We start from the raw sequence: 15,161 nt of genomic DNA, 5'->3' as shown, positions 1-15,161 counted from the left end.
TTGATCTTGAAAAAGCAAAATCAAAAGATCGCAGCCTGCGGCAGCTCCTACAGGGTGGGGCCGGGCATGGGGTGCGACGGTAAATTGCCGGGGCCGGTTATGTTTGACCGAAGGCTTGTGTCATGATGATCCGACCGCAGGTTAGTCGTCCTCTTCCTATATGAATAGATCTTCCGCGTTGCTCCTCGCCCTTGTCTTTCTCAGCGGCTGCCAGGCCTTGGCTCCCGTGTCGACGGATGACCCGTCGCCGGTCGAAGACTCCACCCCGGCCCCTGAAAAGCCCAAGGTCTACAGTTCATTCAGCGAAGACACCGTCTTCAGCCTGCTGAGTGCGGAGCTGGCTGGCCAGCGCAATCGTTTCGACATCGCCCTGGACAACTACGTGACCCAGGCCATCAATACCCAGGATCCGGGCATCTCCGAGCGGGCATTCCGCATTGCCGAGTACCTGGGCGCCGACCAGGCTGCCCTGGACACCGCACTGATCTGGGCCAAAAACGCGCCGGACGACCTTGAGGCCCAGCGAGCCGCCGCCGTGCAGTTGGCGCGCGCCGGGCGCTATGACGACTCCATGGTCTATATGGAGAAAGTGCTGCTGGGCAAGGGCGATACCCATTTCGACTTCCTCGCGCTGTCCGCGGCCGATACCGACCAGGACACGCGCAATGGCCTGATGAAAAGTTTTGACCGTTTGTTGCAGCGCCACCCGAACAACGGCCAGCTGATTTTCGGCAAGGCCTTGCTGCTGCAACAGGACGGCGACACCAAAGGCGCACTGACGCTACTGGAAGACAATCCGCCAGACGACGGCGAAATCGCCCCGATCCTGCTGCGCGCACGCTTGCTGCAATCGCTAGATCGCGGCGACGAAGCCTTGCCCCTGCTGCAAAAAAGCATCAAGAAGTATCCGGATGACAAGCGCCTGCGCCTGACTTACGCGCGCATGCTGGTTGAACAGAACCGCATGGATGATGCCAAGGCCGAGTTCTCAAGCCTGGTGCAGCAATACCCCGAAGACGACGATCTGCGTTATTCACTGGCGCTCGTCTGCCTGGAGGCCAAGGCCTGGGACGAGGCCAAGGGCTATCTGGAAGACCTGATCGCCCGTGACAGCCATGTCGACTCGGCGCACCTGAACCTTGGGCGCATTGCTGAAGAACGTAACGATCCTCAAGGCGCGCTGATCGAGTACGGCCAGGTCGGCCCGGGTAACGACTATTTGCCTGCACAACTGCGTCAGGCCGACATTCTGATGAATAACGGCAAGACTGCCGAAGCCCAGCGCAAGCTGGCGGCAGAGCGCGATGAGCAACCGGACTATGCGATCCAGTTGTACCTGATCGAAGCCGAAACCCTGTCCGCCAACAAACAGGGGGACAAAGCCTGGAAAGTCCTGGAACAAGCCCTGCAAAAATACCCGGACGACCTGAATCTGCTCTATACCCGCGCCATGCAGGCGGAAAAACGCAATGACCTGGCACAAATGGAAAAAGACCTGCGCCTGATCATCAAGCGCGATCCAGACAATGCCATGGCATTGAACGCCCTCGGCTATACCCTGTCTGACCGCACGACGCGGTACGCCGAAGCCAAGGCGCTGATCGAGCAAGCGCACCGGATCACTCCGGAAGACCCGGCGGTTCTCGACAGCCTTGGCTGGGTGAACTACCGCATGGGCAATCTCGACGAAGCCGAGCGCCTGCTGCGCCAGGCCCTGGAGCGCTTCCCCGACCAGGAAGTCGCCGCCCACCTCGGCGAAGTCCTGTGGGCCAACGGCAAGCAACGCGAAGCTCGGCAAATCTGGGGCAAATTCCTCAAGGATCAGCCCGACAGCCCTACCCTGCGCAGCACCATCAAGCGCCTGACCGGATCAGAGACTCTTTAAGATTATGTTTTTGCGCCACTTCATCGTTTTCAGCTTCATCGCCCTGCTCGCCGGCTGTGCGGGTTTCACTGCCCGCGAATCCGTCGAGGGCCACGGCAACCCGGCGCAATGGCGCGAGCACAAACTGCAACTTGCGAGTCTTGATGGCTGGCAGATCGACGGCAAGATCGGCATCCGCGCGCCCAAAGATTCCGGCAGCGGCACGCTGTTCTGGCTGCAACGCCAGGAATACTACGACATTCGCCTCTCGGGCCCATTGGGTCGCGGTGCAGCGCGCCTGACCGGGCGTCCGGGCAAGGTGTCCCTGGAGGTCGCCAACCAGGGACGCTACGAAGCGCCGTCCCCGGATGCCCTGCTTGAAGAACAGCTGGGCTGGAAACTGCCGGTTTCCAACCTGGCCTGGTGGGTCCGCGGGCTCCCGGCACCGGACAGCAAAAGCCGCTTGACGCTCGATGGCGACAGCCGTCTGGCCAGCCTCGAACAGGACGGCTGGCAGGTCGAGTACACGGCCTATACCGAGCAGAATGGTTACTGGTTGCCCGAGCGGATCAAACTGCACGGCACCGACCTGGATGTCACACTGGTGATCAAGGCCTGGCAACCGCGCAAATTGGGGCAATGACATGCCAGCCAATCGCCTGACCCTGCCGTCCCCGGCCAAACTCAATTTGATGCTGCACATTCTGGGTCGCCGTGAAGACGGCTACCACGAGCTGCAGACGCTCTTTCAATTTCTCGACTACGGCGACGAAATCACCTTTGCCGTGCGCGATGACGGTGTCATTTGCCTGCACACCGAGTTCGAAGGCGTCCCCCACGACAGTAACTTGATCGTCAAGGCCGCGAAAAAACTTCAGGCGCAATCCGGCTGCTCGCTCGGTATTGATATCTGGATCGATAAAGTCCTGCCCATGGGCGGCGGCATCGGCGGCGGCAGTTCGAATGCCGCCACCACCCTGCTCGGCCTCAATCACCTCTGGCAACTGGGTTGGGACGAGGATCGGCTGGCCGCGCTGGGCTTGACGCTGGGCGCCGATGTCCCGGTTTTCGTGCGCGGCCATGCGGCTTTCGCCGAGGGCGTGGGCGAGAAACTGACCCCTGTCGACCCGGAAGAACCCTGGTATCTCGTGCTGGTGCCGCAAGTCTCTGTAAGTACGGCAGAAATTTTTTCAGATCCGTTGTTGACACGTAACACTCCTCCCATTAAAGTGCGCCCCGTTCCCAAGGGAAACAGTCGAAATGACTGCTTGCCGGTGGTAGCAAGGCGTTATCCAGAGGTACGTAACGCATTGAATTTGTTAGGTAATTTTACCGAAGCAAAACTCACCGGAACTGGAAGTTGTGTGTTTGGGGGCTTCCCAAGCAAAGCTGAAGCTGATAAAGTCTCGGCCCTTCTTACAGAGACCCTTACAGGGTTTGTAGCAAAAGGAAGCAACATCTCGATGTTGCATCGCAAGCTGCAAAGTCTGCTCTAAAGGAACCGATTACTGGGTAATCGTTGCAACAGATACAGGGGCGTCGCCAAGCGGTAAGGCAGCAGGTTTTGATCCTGCCATGCGTTGGTTCGAATCCAGCCGCCCCTGCCATTTTCTATACTCATCCAGGTTACCCTCAGCCTCTAGGTACTGCGCGTGTCCAAGATGATGGTCTTTACGGGGAATGCTAACCCCGATCTGGCTCGGCGTGTCGTACGTCAGCTGCATATCCCTCTCGGTGACATCTCTGTCGGTAAATTCTCCGACGGCGAAATTACAGCCGAGATCAATGAAAACGTCCGCGGTAAAGACGTCTTCATTATTCAGCCGACTTGCGCTCCGACCAACGATAACCTGATGGAACTGGTAGTGATGGCTGATGCCTTCCGCCGCTCCTCGGCTACTCGTATCACTGCTGTTATTCCTTACTTTGGTTATGCCCGTCAGGATCGCCGTCCGCGTTCCGCACGTGTGGCTATCAGCGCGAAAGTCGTGGCTGACATGCTTACCGTAGTCGGCATCGACCGTGTTCTCACGGTTGATCTGCATGCTGACCAAATCCAGGGTTTCTTCGATATTCCGGTAGATAACATCTACGGCTCCCCGGTTCTGGTGGATGACATTGAAGATCAGCGCTTCGAAAACCTGATGATCGTGTCCCCGGACATTGGTGGCGTCGTGCGTGCACGTGCCGTTGCCAAGTCGCTGGGCGTGGATCTCGGGATCATCGACAAACGCCGTGAGAAAGCCAATCACTCTGAAGTGATGCATATCATCGGTGATGTCGAAGGGCGTACCTGTATTCTGGTCGATGACATGGTCGATACCGCCGGCACCCTGTGCCACGCGGCCAAGGCCTTGAAAGAGCATGGCGCTGCCAAGGTTTTCGCCTACTGCACACACCCTGTGTTGTCCGGTCGGGCGATCGAAAACATCGAAAATTCCGTGCTGGACGAGCTGGTGGTGACTAATACCATCCCGCTGTCCGCTGCAGCACAAGCCTGTGCGCGTATCCGCCAACTGGATATCGCACCGGTAGTTGCCGAGGCGGTCCGCCGCATCAGCAATGAAGAATCGATCAGCGCGATGTTCCGCTAAGGGCCCTGCCCTTCTCGAAATGTCTCGTTGACGAAAAGCGCCCCGCCCCGGCATTCCTGTCGGGGCGGGGCTTTTTTGCCCATATCGCCTTTAGCGCTGGTCGCAAACGCTGGGGCGAGTGTGGTTATTTTGGAGATACAACATGAACGATTTTACTCTGAATGCTGAAGTGCGTTCCGACCTGGGGAAAGGTGCGAGCCGCCGCCTGCGTCGTCTCGCAAGCCTGGTTCCAGCTGTAGTTTACGGTGGCGACAAAGCCCCTGAATCCATCAGCATGCTGGCCAAAGAAGTTGCCAAACTGCTCGAAAACGAAGCGGCTTACAGCCACATCATCGAGCTGAACGTTGGTGGCACCAAGCAAAACGTCGTAATCAAGGCTCTGCAACGTCACCCGGCCAAAGGCCACGTGATGCACGCTGACTTCGTACGCGTAGTTGCCGGCCAGAAGCTGACCGCTATCGTTCCAGTGCACTTCATCAACGAAGAAGCACCGACCAAGAAAGGCGGCGAAATCTCGCACGTTGTTGCCGAGATCGAAGTTTCCTGCCTGCCGAAAGATCTGCCTGAGTTCATCGAAGTCGACCTGGCTGACGCTGAAATCGGTTCGATCATTCACCTGTCCGACCTCAAAGCCCCTAAAGGCGTTGAGTTTGTTGCTCTGGCACACGGCGATGACAAGGCTGTTGCCAACGTCCACGCTCCACGTGTTGCTCCAGAAGCTGCAGAAGGCGCTGCAGAGTAATTTACTCTGCACTGCCGGAGTGACCGGAAACATCGCGGACTAGAGCGTAGCGAGAAAGCGGGCGAGAACGCGGAGTTTACATCATGGTAAATGAGCATTTTTCGTCCACTTTCGCCGCACTCCCTGATTGCGGCGATGTTATCCACCACTCCAATGAAGGGCCCCTATCGTGACTGCCATTAAACTGATCGTTGGCTTGGGAAATCCAGGCGCTGAATACGAACAGACCCGGCATAACGCAGGGGCCCTTTTTGTTGAGCGCATCGCGAACGCACAAGGTGTGAACCTTGTGGCGGACCGCAAATATTTCGGCCTGACCGGGCGCTTTTCGCATCAGGGTCAGGATGTTCGTCTGCTGATTCCCACCACGTACATGAACCGTAGCGGCCAGGCCGTGGCGGCCCTTGCAGGTTTCTTCCGCATCAAGCCTGAAGAAATCCTCGTGGCACACGACGAACTCGATCTGCCTCCGGGCGTTGCCAAACTCAAAGTGGGCGGCGGCCATGGCGGTCATAACGGTTTGCGCGACATCATTGCGCAACTGGGCAATCAGAACACTTTCCACCGCCTGCGGCTTGGCATCGGTCACCCGGGCGTCGCCAGCATGGTTTCAAATTTCGTCCTGGGTCGTGCGCCACGCGCCGAACAGGAAAAACTCGATGCCAGCATCGACTTTGCCCTCGGCGTGCTGCCGGATATCCTCGCCGGTGAATGGAACCGCGCGATGAAAAACCTGCACAGCCAGAAGGCCTGACTTTTACCCGAGGGGAAACACCATGGGATTCAATTGCGGCATCGTCGGCCTGCCTAACGTCGGCAAGTCCACCCTGTTCAACGCCCTGACCAAATCCGGGATCGCGGCCGAGAACTTCCCCTTCTGCACCATCGAGCCCAACAGCGGTATCGTGCCGATGCCGGATCCGCGCCTGCAGGCGCTGGCGGAAATCGTCAATCCGAAGCGCATCCTGCCGACCACCATGGAATTCGTCGACATCGCGGGCCTGGTGGCCGGCGCGTCGAAAGGTGAAGGCCTGGGCAACAAGTTTTTGGCCAACATCCGTGAAACCGATGCCATCGCCCACGTGGTCCGCTGCTTCGAAGACGAGAACGTGATTCACGTTTCCAACAGCGTCGATCCGAAACGCGACATCGAAATCATCGACCTGGAATTGATCTTCGCCGACCTCGACAGCTGCGAGAAGCAACTGCAGAAAGTCGCGCGCAACGCCAAGGGCGGCGACAAGGACGCAGTGGTCCAGAAAGGCCTGCTGGAGCAACTGATCGCTCACTTCACCGAAGGCAAGCCTGCGCGCAGCCTGATGAAGAACATGGGCGCCGACGAAAAAGCGGTGATCAAGGGCTTCCACCTGCTGACCACCAAGCCGGTCATGTACATCGCCAACGTCGCTGAAGACGGTTTCGAGAACAACCCGCACTTGGACGTGGTCAAGGCCATCGCCGAAGAAGAAGGCGCCATGGTTGTTCCGGTGTGCAACAAGATCGAAGCGGAAATCGCCGAGCTCGATGACGGCGAAGAAAAAGACATGTTCCTCGAAGCCCTGGGCCTCGAAGAACCTGGCCTGAACCGCGTGATCCGCGCCGGCTACGAAATGCTGCACCTGCAGACTTACTTCACCGCCGGTGTCGAAGAAGTTCGCGCCTGGACCGTGCGCGTCGGTGCCACCGCACCACAAGCTGCAGGCGTGATCCACACCGACTTCGAAAAGGGCTTCATCCGCGCCGAAGTGATCGCCTACAACGACTTCATCCAGTACAAGGGTGAAGCCGGCACCAAGGAAGCCGGCAAATGGCGCCTGGAAGGCAAGGACTACATCGTCAAGGACGGCGACGTGATGCACTTCCGCTTCAACGTCTGACGCTCGCAGCCATTAACAAAAAAAGCACCCTGGGGTGCTTTTTTTGTGGGCGCCTTAAACGGGTTAACCCGTCACCTTTGCGCGCGCCGCGTGCAGTTTCTTGTAGCTCTCGATCAGTCGCAGATGCCTATCGAGGCCCTCCAGCTTCATGCTGGTAGGCGTCAAGCCGAAGAAGCGCACGCTGCCGTTCACGGAGCCGATCGCGGCATCCATGCGCTCATTGCCGAACATCCGACGGAAGTTGGCCTCGTAGTCGGCCAGCTCCAGGTCCTCGTCCAGTTCCATCTCCAGCACCACGTTCACGGCCTGGTAGAACAAGCCGCGCTCGACCGTGTTGTCGTTGTACTGGAGGAACATTTCCACCAGCTCCTTGGCCTCTTCAAATTTCTGCAAGACGAGATTGAGCAACAACTTCAACTCCAGGATCGTCAACTGACCCCAAACGGTATTGTCGTCGAATTCGATGCCGATCAAGGTGGTGATGTCGGTGTAGTCATCCAGCTCGCTGTCTTCCAGACGCTTGAGCAGTGCCTTCAAGCCGGCCTTGTCCAGGCTGTGCAGATTGAGGATGTCCTCGCGGAAAAACAGCGCCTTGTTGGTGTTATCCCAGATCAGATCGTCAACCGGATAAATTTCCGAGTAGTCCGGCACCAGGATGCGGCAGGCCGTCGCGCCGATGTGCTCATACACCGCCATGTACACTTCTTTGCCCATGCCTTCGAGAATGCCGAACAAGGTCGCGGCTTCCTCGGCATTGGAGTTTTCACCCTGGCCCGAGAAGTCCCACTCCACGAATTCGTAATCGGACTGGGCACTGAAGAAGCGCCACGACACCACGCCGCTCGAATCGATAAAGTGCTCGACGAAGTTGTTCGGCTCGGTCACCGCATGACCTTCAAAGGTCGGCAGAGGTAAGTCATTGAGGCCTTCGAAGCTGCGGCCCTGCAACAACTCCGTCAGGCTGCGCTCCAGCGCCACTTCCAGGCTCGGGTGTGCGCCGAACGAGGCGAATACACCACCGGTACGCGGGTTCATCAAGGTGACGCACATCACCGGGAACTCACCCCCCAGGGACGCATCCTTCACCAACACAGGGAACCCCTGCTCTTCCAGCGCCTGGATACCGGCCAGTATCGCGGGGTACTTCGCCAGCACATCGGCCGGCACATCCGGCAGGGCGAATTCACCTTCGATGATTTCGCGCTTGACCGCGCGCTCGAAGATTTCCGACAAGCACTGCACCTGCGCTTCGGCCAGCGTATTACCGGCGCTCATGCCATTGCTCAGGTACAGGTTTTCGATCAGGTTGGAGGGGAAATACACCACCTCGCCGTCTGACTGGCGTACATACGGCAGCGAACAGATGCCGCGCTCTTCGTTGCCCGAATTGGTGTCGATCAGGTGCGAGCCACGCAACTCGCCATCGCGGTTGTAAACCCGCAGGCAGTACGCGTCGAGAATCTCCGGCGGCAGTTCATCTTTAGGGCCAGGCTGGAACCAGCGTTCGTTCGGGTAGTGTACAAACGCCGCATTGGCGATGTCCTCTCCCCAGAACTGATCGTTGTAGAAGAAGTTACAGTTCAACCGCTCGATGAACTCGCCCAAGGCCGACGCCAACGCGCCCTCTTTGGTCGCGCCCTTGCCATTGGTAAAGCACATAGGCGAGTGCGCATCGCGGATATGCAGCGACCATACATTGGGCACGATATTGCGCCACGAAGCGATTTCGATCTTCATGCCCAGGTCGGCCAGAATGCCGGACATGTTGGCGATGGTCTGTTCCAGCGGCAGGTCCTTGCCCACGATGTAGGTGCCCGCCCCTGAACCTGAAATGGCAGCAGGCATCAGCAACGCCTGGGCATCGGCATCCAGGTTCTCCACCTCTTCAATCACGAACTCAGGCCCGGCCTGCACCACCTTTTTCACGGTGCAGCGGTCGATGGAGCGCAAGATGCCCTGACGGTCTTTGTCGGAGATATCTGCCGGCAACTCGACCTGAATCTTGAAAATCTGGTTGTAGCGGTTTTCCGGGTCGACGATGTTGTTCTGCGACAGTCGGATGTTTTCGGTAGGGATATTGCGAGTGTCGCAGTACAACTTCACAAAGTAAGCCGCACACAACGCCGACGAAGCCAGGAAGTAGTCGAACGGACCCGGTGCCGAGCCATCGCCCTTATAGCGGATAGGCTGGTCGGCCACCACGGTGAAGTCATCGAACTTGGCTTCAAGTCGAAGGTTGTCGAGAAAATTGACCTTGATTTCCATGCGGGATACCACAATAGCGAGCAAACGAATGGCCGCCATTATCCGGCTTTTCAGCCGGAAGTCTTGTGCAAGCTCGCGCTAACGGCTTAGTGGCAGGTGATCAGGCCTTTTTGGTGCGTGGCAGGAAAATCGCCAATACGCCCAACAACGGCAGGAACGAACACAGGAAGTACACGTATTCGATGCCGTGTATGTCCGCCAGGTGGCCCAGCAGTGCCGCGCCAATCCCACCGAAGCCAAACATCAGGCCGAAAAACACCCCGGCAATCATCCCGACATTGCCTGGCACCAGTTCCTGGGCGTACACCACGATGGCCGAGAAGGCTGAGGCGAGGATGAAGCCGATGACCACACTCAGGACAGTGGTCCAGAACAGGTCCACATGCGGCAGCAGCAATGTGAACGGCGCAACGCCCAGGATCGAGAACCAGATCACGGCCTTGCGCCCGATTTTGTCGCCGATGGGCCCGCCGAAGAAGGTCCCCGCGGCCACCGCACCGAGAAACAGGAACAGGTGCAGCTGCGAACTGGCCACCGACAGGTCGAACTTCTCTATCAGGTAGAAGGTGAAATAACTGGTGAGGCTGGACATGTAGAAGTACTTGGAGAACACCAGCAGCCCGAGCACCACCAGCGCGCTGGTCACCCGCCCCCTGGACAGGCCGTGGGTCGCTGCCTGGCCCTGCTTGAGCTTGAACAGGTTCAAGTGGTTGGCGTACCAGCGACTGATCCGGTACAGCACGAACAGTGCAAACACCGCGAACAAGCCGAACCAGGCCACATTCCCTTGGCCGTAAGGGATGATGATCGCCGCCGCCAGCAACGGACCGAACGCCGAGCCCGCGTTGCCCCCGACCTGGAAGGTCGATTGTGCCAGGCCAAACCGCCCCCCCGAGGCCAGCCGCGCCACGCGAGAAGCTTCCGGGTGAAAGGTCGAGGAGCCAATGCCGATCAAGCCCGCCGCCAGCAGAATCAGCGGGAAGCTGCCGACCACCGACATCATCACGATGCCGATCAAGGTGCAGACCGTACCGGCCGGCAATAGCCAGGGCTTTGGATGGCGGTCAGTGTGGTAGCCGACCCAGGGTTGCAGCAGCGAAGCGGTCAGCTGGAAAGTCAGGGTGATCAGGCCGACCTGGGTGAACGTCAGGCCATAGTTGGCCTTGAGCATCGGGTAGATCGACGGCAGCACCGATTGGATCAGGTCGTTGATCAGGTGCGCCAGCGCCACCGCGCCGATGATGCGCATGACCAGGGGGCTGCTTTGTGAAGGCGCGGACGCCGCCGCAGTGGCGGGCTGAACGTTGCTGATAGCCATGAAATTTCCGAAAAACAGAGGGGTGCACACGGGCAGGTGCACCAATGTGCCATTTTTCGTTGCGCCAGCGCCATCCCCTTAGCCTGCTAACGACCTCGCTATTCGGCAGATTTCCACTCGATCCACGCCCTCCTACGGCCCGTTTTTTCGGCTCAGGAAGATAAGCGGTTGAAAGTGTAGAGAAATATTTTAAATATACGCTTGACGCATCTGCATTACCGGTGAATAATGCGCGCCATCTTGGCTACATAGCTCAGTTGGTTAGAGCATAGCATTCATAATGCTGGGGTCCGGGGTTCAAGTCCCTGTGTAGCCACCAAGTGCTAAAAACGGCTTACCGAAAGGTAAGCCGTTTTTTTATGCCTCAAGAAAATGGCTGCTCCCTTGTAGGAGCGAGCATGCTCGCTCCTACACCACCATCATCAGCAACGAATCGCCGGTAGCGCCGACAACGCCCGCTCCCAGATCTGCCAGGTACGCAGCCAGACCATGGCCTGCCAATCGCTATCGGCCGGATAGAACTGTTCAAGCAGATTCAACTTGATCTCTCGCCCCACCGCATCGTGGACATTACCGTGCAGATGCAACCAGTGGTCATCGCGCAGATGTCGATGGACGTCCGGACCCGGATAAGTCCCGCATTCGATCACGAACGGCATCAACCGCACCTGCGGCAGCGCATTGAGCAACGCCTGCGAGGTGTAGCCGGTCGCAGTGGCTGCAACACCGGTTTCGCTCAGGGTGTCGGCGCCGGTGTGCAACGTGTAGAGCCACGGACCGTAAATTGCCTGGGCATCGGCCAGCGCCGGATAAGCCGCTTCGGTGATCGTCAACAACATCGGATGCCCATACTCCCCGGCCCCGGTGTGCAAGTCGAAACACAGGGCGACGTCGGCATGGGCCACGTGCTTTTGCATGATCTGCCGCAATGTACGGTTCGACCAACTGGGGGCCACCCCGCCGTAGAACAATCCGTCCGGGTGCGCATGCTGGCCACCTTCGACAATCGACATGACCGCGGGCCATCCGTGCAGGCGGATTTGCTCATCCAGCAAGGCATCGGCCCGATCTCGCTCTGGCCCACGCCACTGCGTGCAGGCATAAATTTCATGCAGCGCGTCATAAGCCTGGTTGTCCGGCAGCGCACGATCGAAGTCCAGGTGATTGCGGTTCAGGTCGATGTTGTCTTCATTGACCCGACGCAGCCACGCCATGCCCCAGGGATTGATCGCATGAATCATCACCACGGCGACATCCGTCGGCAATGAGCGCTTACCGAGTTCCTGCAGCCACTTGATCTGGCAACCCGAGCCATAGAAGCCCTCGACCCCGTGAGTACCACTCAGCGCGATCAGCAGGCGTTTGGCGCCAGGATCGCCGAGCACCGCCACATCGGTGCCCAAGGCCTCGCCGGATGGCCCCTTGAGAGGATGGGGATACTCGCTCAGCGTCGCACCGGCCGCGGTTGCCGCCGCCAGGAATTGTTCGCGCTGGGAACGGTAGCTGGGCTGGGATGGGAACTCGCTCTGCATGGCTGCCTCTTGTGGGTCTTGTGGGGTGATCGCTGGCAATGACCCTACAGAAAATCCGTCGATTGATGAAGAGCGTCCACGGGACCTGGTTTGCGTCACTGCGAAGTCACCGATACAGTCCCCGGTATATTTATCCCACGGACGGAGTGCCCCCATGTTCCCAGCCTCCCATTCGAGTCGCGCGCGCCTGCCAGCCCTCGCGCTGATGATCACCGCGCTGACCCTTGGCGCCTGCCACAACGCGTCCGCCCCGACGCTGCCCACGGCACCGGAAAGCGCATCCGGTTATCGCACCGACCTGCAGACCCGACACGCTTCACGCCACATGGCCGCAGCCGCCAATCCATTGGCTGCCGAAGCCGGACGCGAGATGCTGCGTCGCGGTGGCTCGGCCATCGATGCCGCCATTGCCATGCAGGCGGTTTTGACGCTGGTCGAACCGCAGTCCTCGGGCATCGGTGGTGGCGCGTTGATCGTGCTCTGGGATGGTCAATCCGTACGCACTTACGACGGGCGCGAAACCGCCCCGGCCGGCGCCACCGAGAAGCTGTTCCTGCAGGCCGACGGCCAACCGATGCCCTTCACCCAGGCACAGATCGGCGGGCGCTCCGTGGGTACGCCCGGGGTGTTGCGAGCGCTTGAGCTGGCCCATCGCAAACACGGTCGCCTGCCATGGGCGCAGTTGTTCGAACCTGCCATTCATCTGGCGGAACACGGCTTTGTCATCTCGCCTCGCCTGCATCGGTTGATTGCCGCGGATTCGTCCATCAGGGACTCTGCAGAGATGACGGCCTATTTCCTGAATGCCGATGGCAGCCCGAAAGCCAGCGGCACCCTGTTGAAGAACCCGCCCTTGGCGGCTGCGTTGCAACGCATCGCCAAGGAAGGGCCGGATGCCTTATACAGAGGGCCCATTGCGCAAGAGATCGTGACCAAGGTCCAGAGTCACGCCAACCCGGGCAGTCTGTCGCTGGGCGACCTGGCCAACTACAGCGCCAAGGAACGCGCGCCCTTGTGCACCGACTACAAGCGCTGGCAGGTCTGTGGCATGCCGCCCCCCTCGTCGGGCGGGATCGCCATGGCGCAGATCCTCGGCACGCTGCAAGCCCTGGAGACACGCGACAAACGCTGGGCCCTGGCGCCGATGCAACCGCTCAAAACCCGCACCGCCGCCGGTTTCGAACCGACCGCCGAGGCCGTGCACCTGATCAGCGAAGCCGAGCGCCTGGCTTATGCCGATCGCGCGCAATACGTGGCCGACTCCGACTTTGTGCCAGTGCCCGTCAAGGGTTTGATTGATCCGGCTTACCTGGCCAGCCGGGCGGCGCTGGTCGGCGAGCACAGCATGGGCACGGCCAAACCCGGCACGCCGCCGGGCATCCAGGTCGCCTACGCGCCAGACCGCTCGCCCCTGCGCATCTCCACCTCGCAAGTGGTGGCGGTCGATGACCAGGGCGGCGCGGTGTCGATGACCACCACCATCGAATCCGCTTTCGGCTCGCATGTGATGGTCCAGGGCTTCCTGCTCAACAACGAGATGACCGACTTCTCGTTCATTCCCGAGGAGAACGGCCAGAAAGTCGCCAACCGCGTCGAGCCCGGCAAGCGTCCGCGCTCGTCCATGGCCCCTACGCTGATCTTCGATCGCCAGAGCGGCGAATTCGTCGCCAGCCTCGGCTCACCCGGCGGCTCGCAAATCATCGAATACGTGGCCAAAACCACCGTCGGCCTGCTCGATTGGCAGCTCGATGCGCAAGCGGCTATCAACCTGCCCAACTTCGGCAGCCGAAATGGCCCGACCGAACTGGAGAACGGTCAATTTAGCGCGACGTTAATCCAGGCCCTCAAGGACAAGGGCCACAGCGTCAACGAAATCGACATGACCAGCGGCACCCAGGCGATTGTCCGGGTCAAGGATGCACAGGGGCAGGCGTCGCTGGTCGGTGGGGCCGATCCTCGGCGGGAGGGGGAAGCGTTGGGGGATTGAGTCGTACAAAGGCGTGGGAAAGGGCCTACCGGAAGGTAGGCTCTTAGTTATTGATTGCAGCTCCTGATCGCCTCCAAACCCAGCCCCTTCCTACCCGCAAAAGTTGGCTATGCCAGTAGAGTTCACTACGGGCGAAATCAAAATAGCCCGTCACTTGCAGGTCGCTCACACCGATGTCGGAAGCGTCCGGGCATCAATATCAGATCATTCCGTACGTCGACAACACTTCCCCCAGACTTGCGCAAGTCCCACCACGGGACTAGATCATGCCATGAGAATCATCGCCATCAGTCAACTAAAGAGGTTCTGGAAGAAATACCCCGACTCGGAGCAATCCTTCCTGGCCTGGATTGATGAGGCTAGGAACTCGGACTGGAAAACGCCCGCGGACATAAAGACACACTTTGTCACCGCCAGCATTCTCAGGAGCCGTCGGGTCGTGTTTAACATCAAGGGCAACGAGTTTCGACTGGTCGTTGCGGTGACTTATCGCTTCGGTGCCGTGTACATAAATTTTGTTGGCACTCACAAACAATACGACGCAATCGACGCTGACACCGTCGAGATGGAGTAACTCATGAACATTCGTCCAATTCGCACCGACGAGGATTACCGTGAAGCCCTCAAAAAGGTGTCAGCGCTGTTCGACAACGAGCCAGAGCCCGGCACCCCTGAAGGCGACTACTTCGAGATAATGATCACGCTTATCGAAGCTTATGAAGCGAAACAGTTTCCAGTAAACCTGCCCAACCCGATCGACGCGATAAAATTTCGAATGGAGCAATCCGGCCTATCGGCTTCTGATCTTGCACCAGCCATTGGTCGAACAAATCGAGTCTACGAAGTACTCAATGGTAAACGCGCACTAACGCTGCCTATGATTTGGAAACTTCACGAACTCTTTGGCATACCAGCTCAGAGCCTGATCAAGCCGACGAAACAGGCTTGATCAGATGGCCGCCAATGTTAGAAATCAAACCGA

13 protein-coding genes and 2 tRNA genes are annotated in these 15,161 nt (G+C 58.9%); 12 read left to right on the top strand and 3 right to left on the bottom strand.

Annotation, left to right across the window (positions count from 1 at the left end):
- Positions 1–160: 160 nt before the first annotated feature.
- From QLG10_RS20710 to ychF, 8 genes are all read left to right on the top strand, one after another.
- Complete coding sequence (locus QLG10_RS20710) at positions 161–1,885, top strand: tetratricopeptide repeat protein (protein ID WP_188264170.1); 1,725 nt, start codon at positions 161–163, stop codon at positions 1,883–1,885.
- A 4-nt stretch (positions 1,886–1,889) separates the two neighbouring features.
- A complete protein-coding gene (lolB, locus tag QLG10_RS20705) occupies positions 1,890–2,507 on the top strand; it encodes a lipoprotein insertase outer membrane protein LolB (RefSeq protein WP_188264171.1) in 618 nt (205 codons plus the stop codon).
- A 1-nt stretch (position 2,508) separates the two neighbouring features.
- Positions 2,509–3,360, top strand: a complete 852-nt coding sequence (gene ispE, locus QLG10_RS20700) for a 4-(cytidine 5'-diphospho)-2-C-methyl-D-erythritol kinase (protein ID WP_020799737.1) — start codon at positions 2,509–2,511, stop codon at positions 3,358–3,360.
- Between the two features lie 36 nt (positions 3,361–3,396).
- Positions 3,397–3,471 (top strand) — tRNA-Gln (locus QLG10_RS20695).
- Positions 3,472–3,516: 45 nt separating this feature from the next.
- The gene (locus QLG10_RS20690; protein ID WP_003171603.1) at positions 3,517–4,458 is read left to right on the top strand and encodes a ribose-phosphate pyrophosphokinase; all 942 of its coding nucleotides are present in this window, start codon (positions 3,517–3,519) and stop codon (positions 4,456–4,458) included.
- Positions 4,459–4,600: 142 nt separating this feature from the next.
- Positions 4,601–5,200 (top strand): 50S ribosomal protein L25/general stress protein Ctc, encoded by a 600-nt coding sequence (locus QLG10_RS20685; RefSeq protein ID WP_007981839.1) that lies wholly within the window; start codon positions 4,601–4,603, stop codon positions 5,198–5,200.
- Positions 5,201–5,369: 169 nt separating this feature from the next.
- Positions 5,370–5,954, top strand: coding sequence for an aminoacyl-tRNA hydrolase (gene pth, locus QLG10_RS20680; protein ID WP_020799735.1), 585 nt, complete (start codon positions 5,370–5,372; stop codon positions 5,952–5,954).
- Between the two features lie 22 nt (positions 5,955–5,976).
- Positions 5,977–7,077 (top strand): redox-regulated ATPase YchF, encoded by a 1,101-nt coding sequence (gene ychF, locus QLG10_RS20675; protein ID WP_110751511.1) that lies wholly within the window; start codon positions 5,977–5,979, stop codon positions 7,075–7,077.
- A gap of 63 nt (positions 7,078–7,140) precedes the next feature.
- Here the strand turns inward: ychF and QLG10_RS20670 are convergent, their stop codons facing one another.
- Positions 7,141–9,342, bottom strand: coding sequence for an OsmC domain/YcaO domain-containing protein (locus QLG10_RS20670; protein ID WP_188264173.1), 2,202 nt, complete (start codon positions 9,340–9,342; stop codon positions 7,141–7,143).
- A gap of 100 nt (positions 9,343–9,442) precedes the next feature.
- Positions 9,443–10,660 (bottom strand): MFS transporter, encoded by a 1,218-nt coding sequence (locus QLG10_RS20665; RefSeq protein ID WP_110751509.1) that lies wholly within the window; start codon positions 10,658–10,660, stop codon positions 9,443–9,445.
- 242 nt (positions 10,661–10,902) lie between these two features.
- Between QLG10_RS20665 and QLG10_RS20660 the strand changes: the two genes are divergently transcribed.
- Positions 10,903–10,979, top strand: a tRNA-Met gene (locus QLG10_RS20660).
- A gap of 103 nt (positions 10,980–11,082) precedes the next feature.
- On the opposite strand, the gene QLG10_RS20655 is transcribed toward QLG10_RS20660, so the two are convergent.
- On the bottom strand, positions 11,083–12,192 hold the full coding sequence (locus QLG10_RS20655; protein ID WP_110751507.1) for a DUF2817 domain-containing protein: 1,110 nt from the start codon (positions 12,190–12,192) through the stop codon (positions 11,083–11,085).
- A gap of 154 nt (positions 12,193–12,346) precedes the next feature.
- On the opposite strand from QLG10_RS20655, the gene ggt reads away from it, so the two are divergent.
- From ggt to QLG10_RS20640, 3 genes are all read left to right on the top strand, one after another.
- A complete protein-coding gene (ggt, locus tag QLG10_RS20650) occupies positions 12,347–14,179 on the top strand; it encodes a gamma-glutamyltransferase (RefSeq protein WP_282487932.1) in 1,833 nt (610 codons plus the stop codon).
- A 271-nt stretch (positions 14,180–14,450) separates the two neighbouring features.
- On the top strand, positions 14,451–14,753 hold the full coding sequence (locus QLG10_RS20645; RefSeq protein ID WP_110751503.1) for a type II toxin-antitoxin system HigB family toxin: 303 nt from the start codon (positions 14,451–14,453) through the stop codon (positions 14,751–14,753).
- A 3-nt stretch (positions 14,754–14,756) separates the two neighbouring features.
- Positions 14,757–15,128: a helix-turn-helix domain-containing protein gene (locus tag QLG10_RS20640; RefSeq protein ID WP_188264176.1), complete on the top strand. Its 372-nt coding sequence runs from the start codon at positions 14,757–14,759 to the stop codon at positions 15,126–15,128.
- Positions 15,129–15,161 lie beyond the last annotated feature (33 nt).

This window comes from Pseudomonas sp. V98_8 (genome assembly GCF_029967975.1).
GTDB classification, from domain to species: Bacteria; Pseudomonadota; Gammaproteobacteria; order Pseudomonadales; family Pseudomonadaceae; genus Aquipseudomonas; species Aquipseudomonas umsongensis.
Note: the sequence above shows the minus strand (reverse complement) of the source record. Positions and strands in the feature narration are given on the sequence as shown.

Bases quoted from the DNA above. Each gene is read 5' to 3' on its own strand.
- QLG10_RS20710 (WP_188264170.1), top strand. From the start codon at position 161: ATGAATAGATCTTCCGCGTTGCTCCTCGCCCTTGTCTTTCTCAGCGGC.
- lolB (WP_188264171.1), top strand. From the start codon at position 1,890: ATGTTTTTGCGCCACTTCATCGTTTTCAGCTTCATCGCCCTGCTCGCC.
- ispE (WP_020799737.1), top strand. From the start codon at position 2,509: ATGCCAGCCAATCGCCTGACCCTGCCGTCCCCGGCCAAACTCAATTTG.
- QLG10_RS20685 (WP_007981839.1), top strand. From the start codon at position 4,601: ATGAACGATTTTACTCTGAATGCTGAAGTGCGTTCCGACCTGGGGAAA.
- ychF (WP_110751511.1), top strand. From the start codon at position 5,977: ATGGGATTCAATTGCGGCATCGTCGGCCTGCCTAACGTCGGCAAGTCC.
- QLG10_RS20670 (WP_188264173.1), bottom strand. From the start codon at position 9,342: ATGGAAATCAAGGTCAATTTTCTCGACAACCTTCGACTTGAAGCCAAG.
- QLG10_RS20665 (WP_110751509.1), bottom strand. From the start codon at position 10,660: ATGGCTATCAGCAACGTTCAGCCCGCCACTGCGGCGGCGTCCGCGCCT.
- QLG10_RS20655 (WP_110751507.1), bottom strand. From the start codon at position 12,192: ATGCAGAGCGAGTTCCCATCCCAGCCCAGCTACCGTTCCCAGCGCGAA.
- ggt (WP_282487932.1), top strand. From the start codon at position 12,347: ATGTTCCCAGCCTCCCATTCGAGTCGCGCGCGCCTGCCAGCCCTCGCG.
- QLG10_RS20645 (WP_110751503.1), top strand. From the start codon at position 14,451: ATGAGAATCATCGCCATCAGTCAACTAAAGAGGTTCTGGAAGAAATAC.
- QLG10_RS20640 (WP_188264176.1), top strand. From the start codon at position 14,757: ATGAACATTCGTCCAATTCGCACCGACGAGGATTACCGTGAAGCCCTC.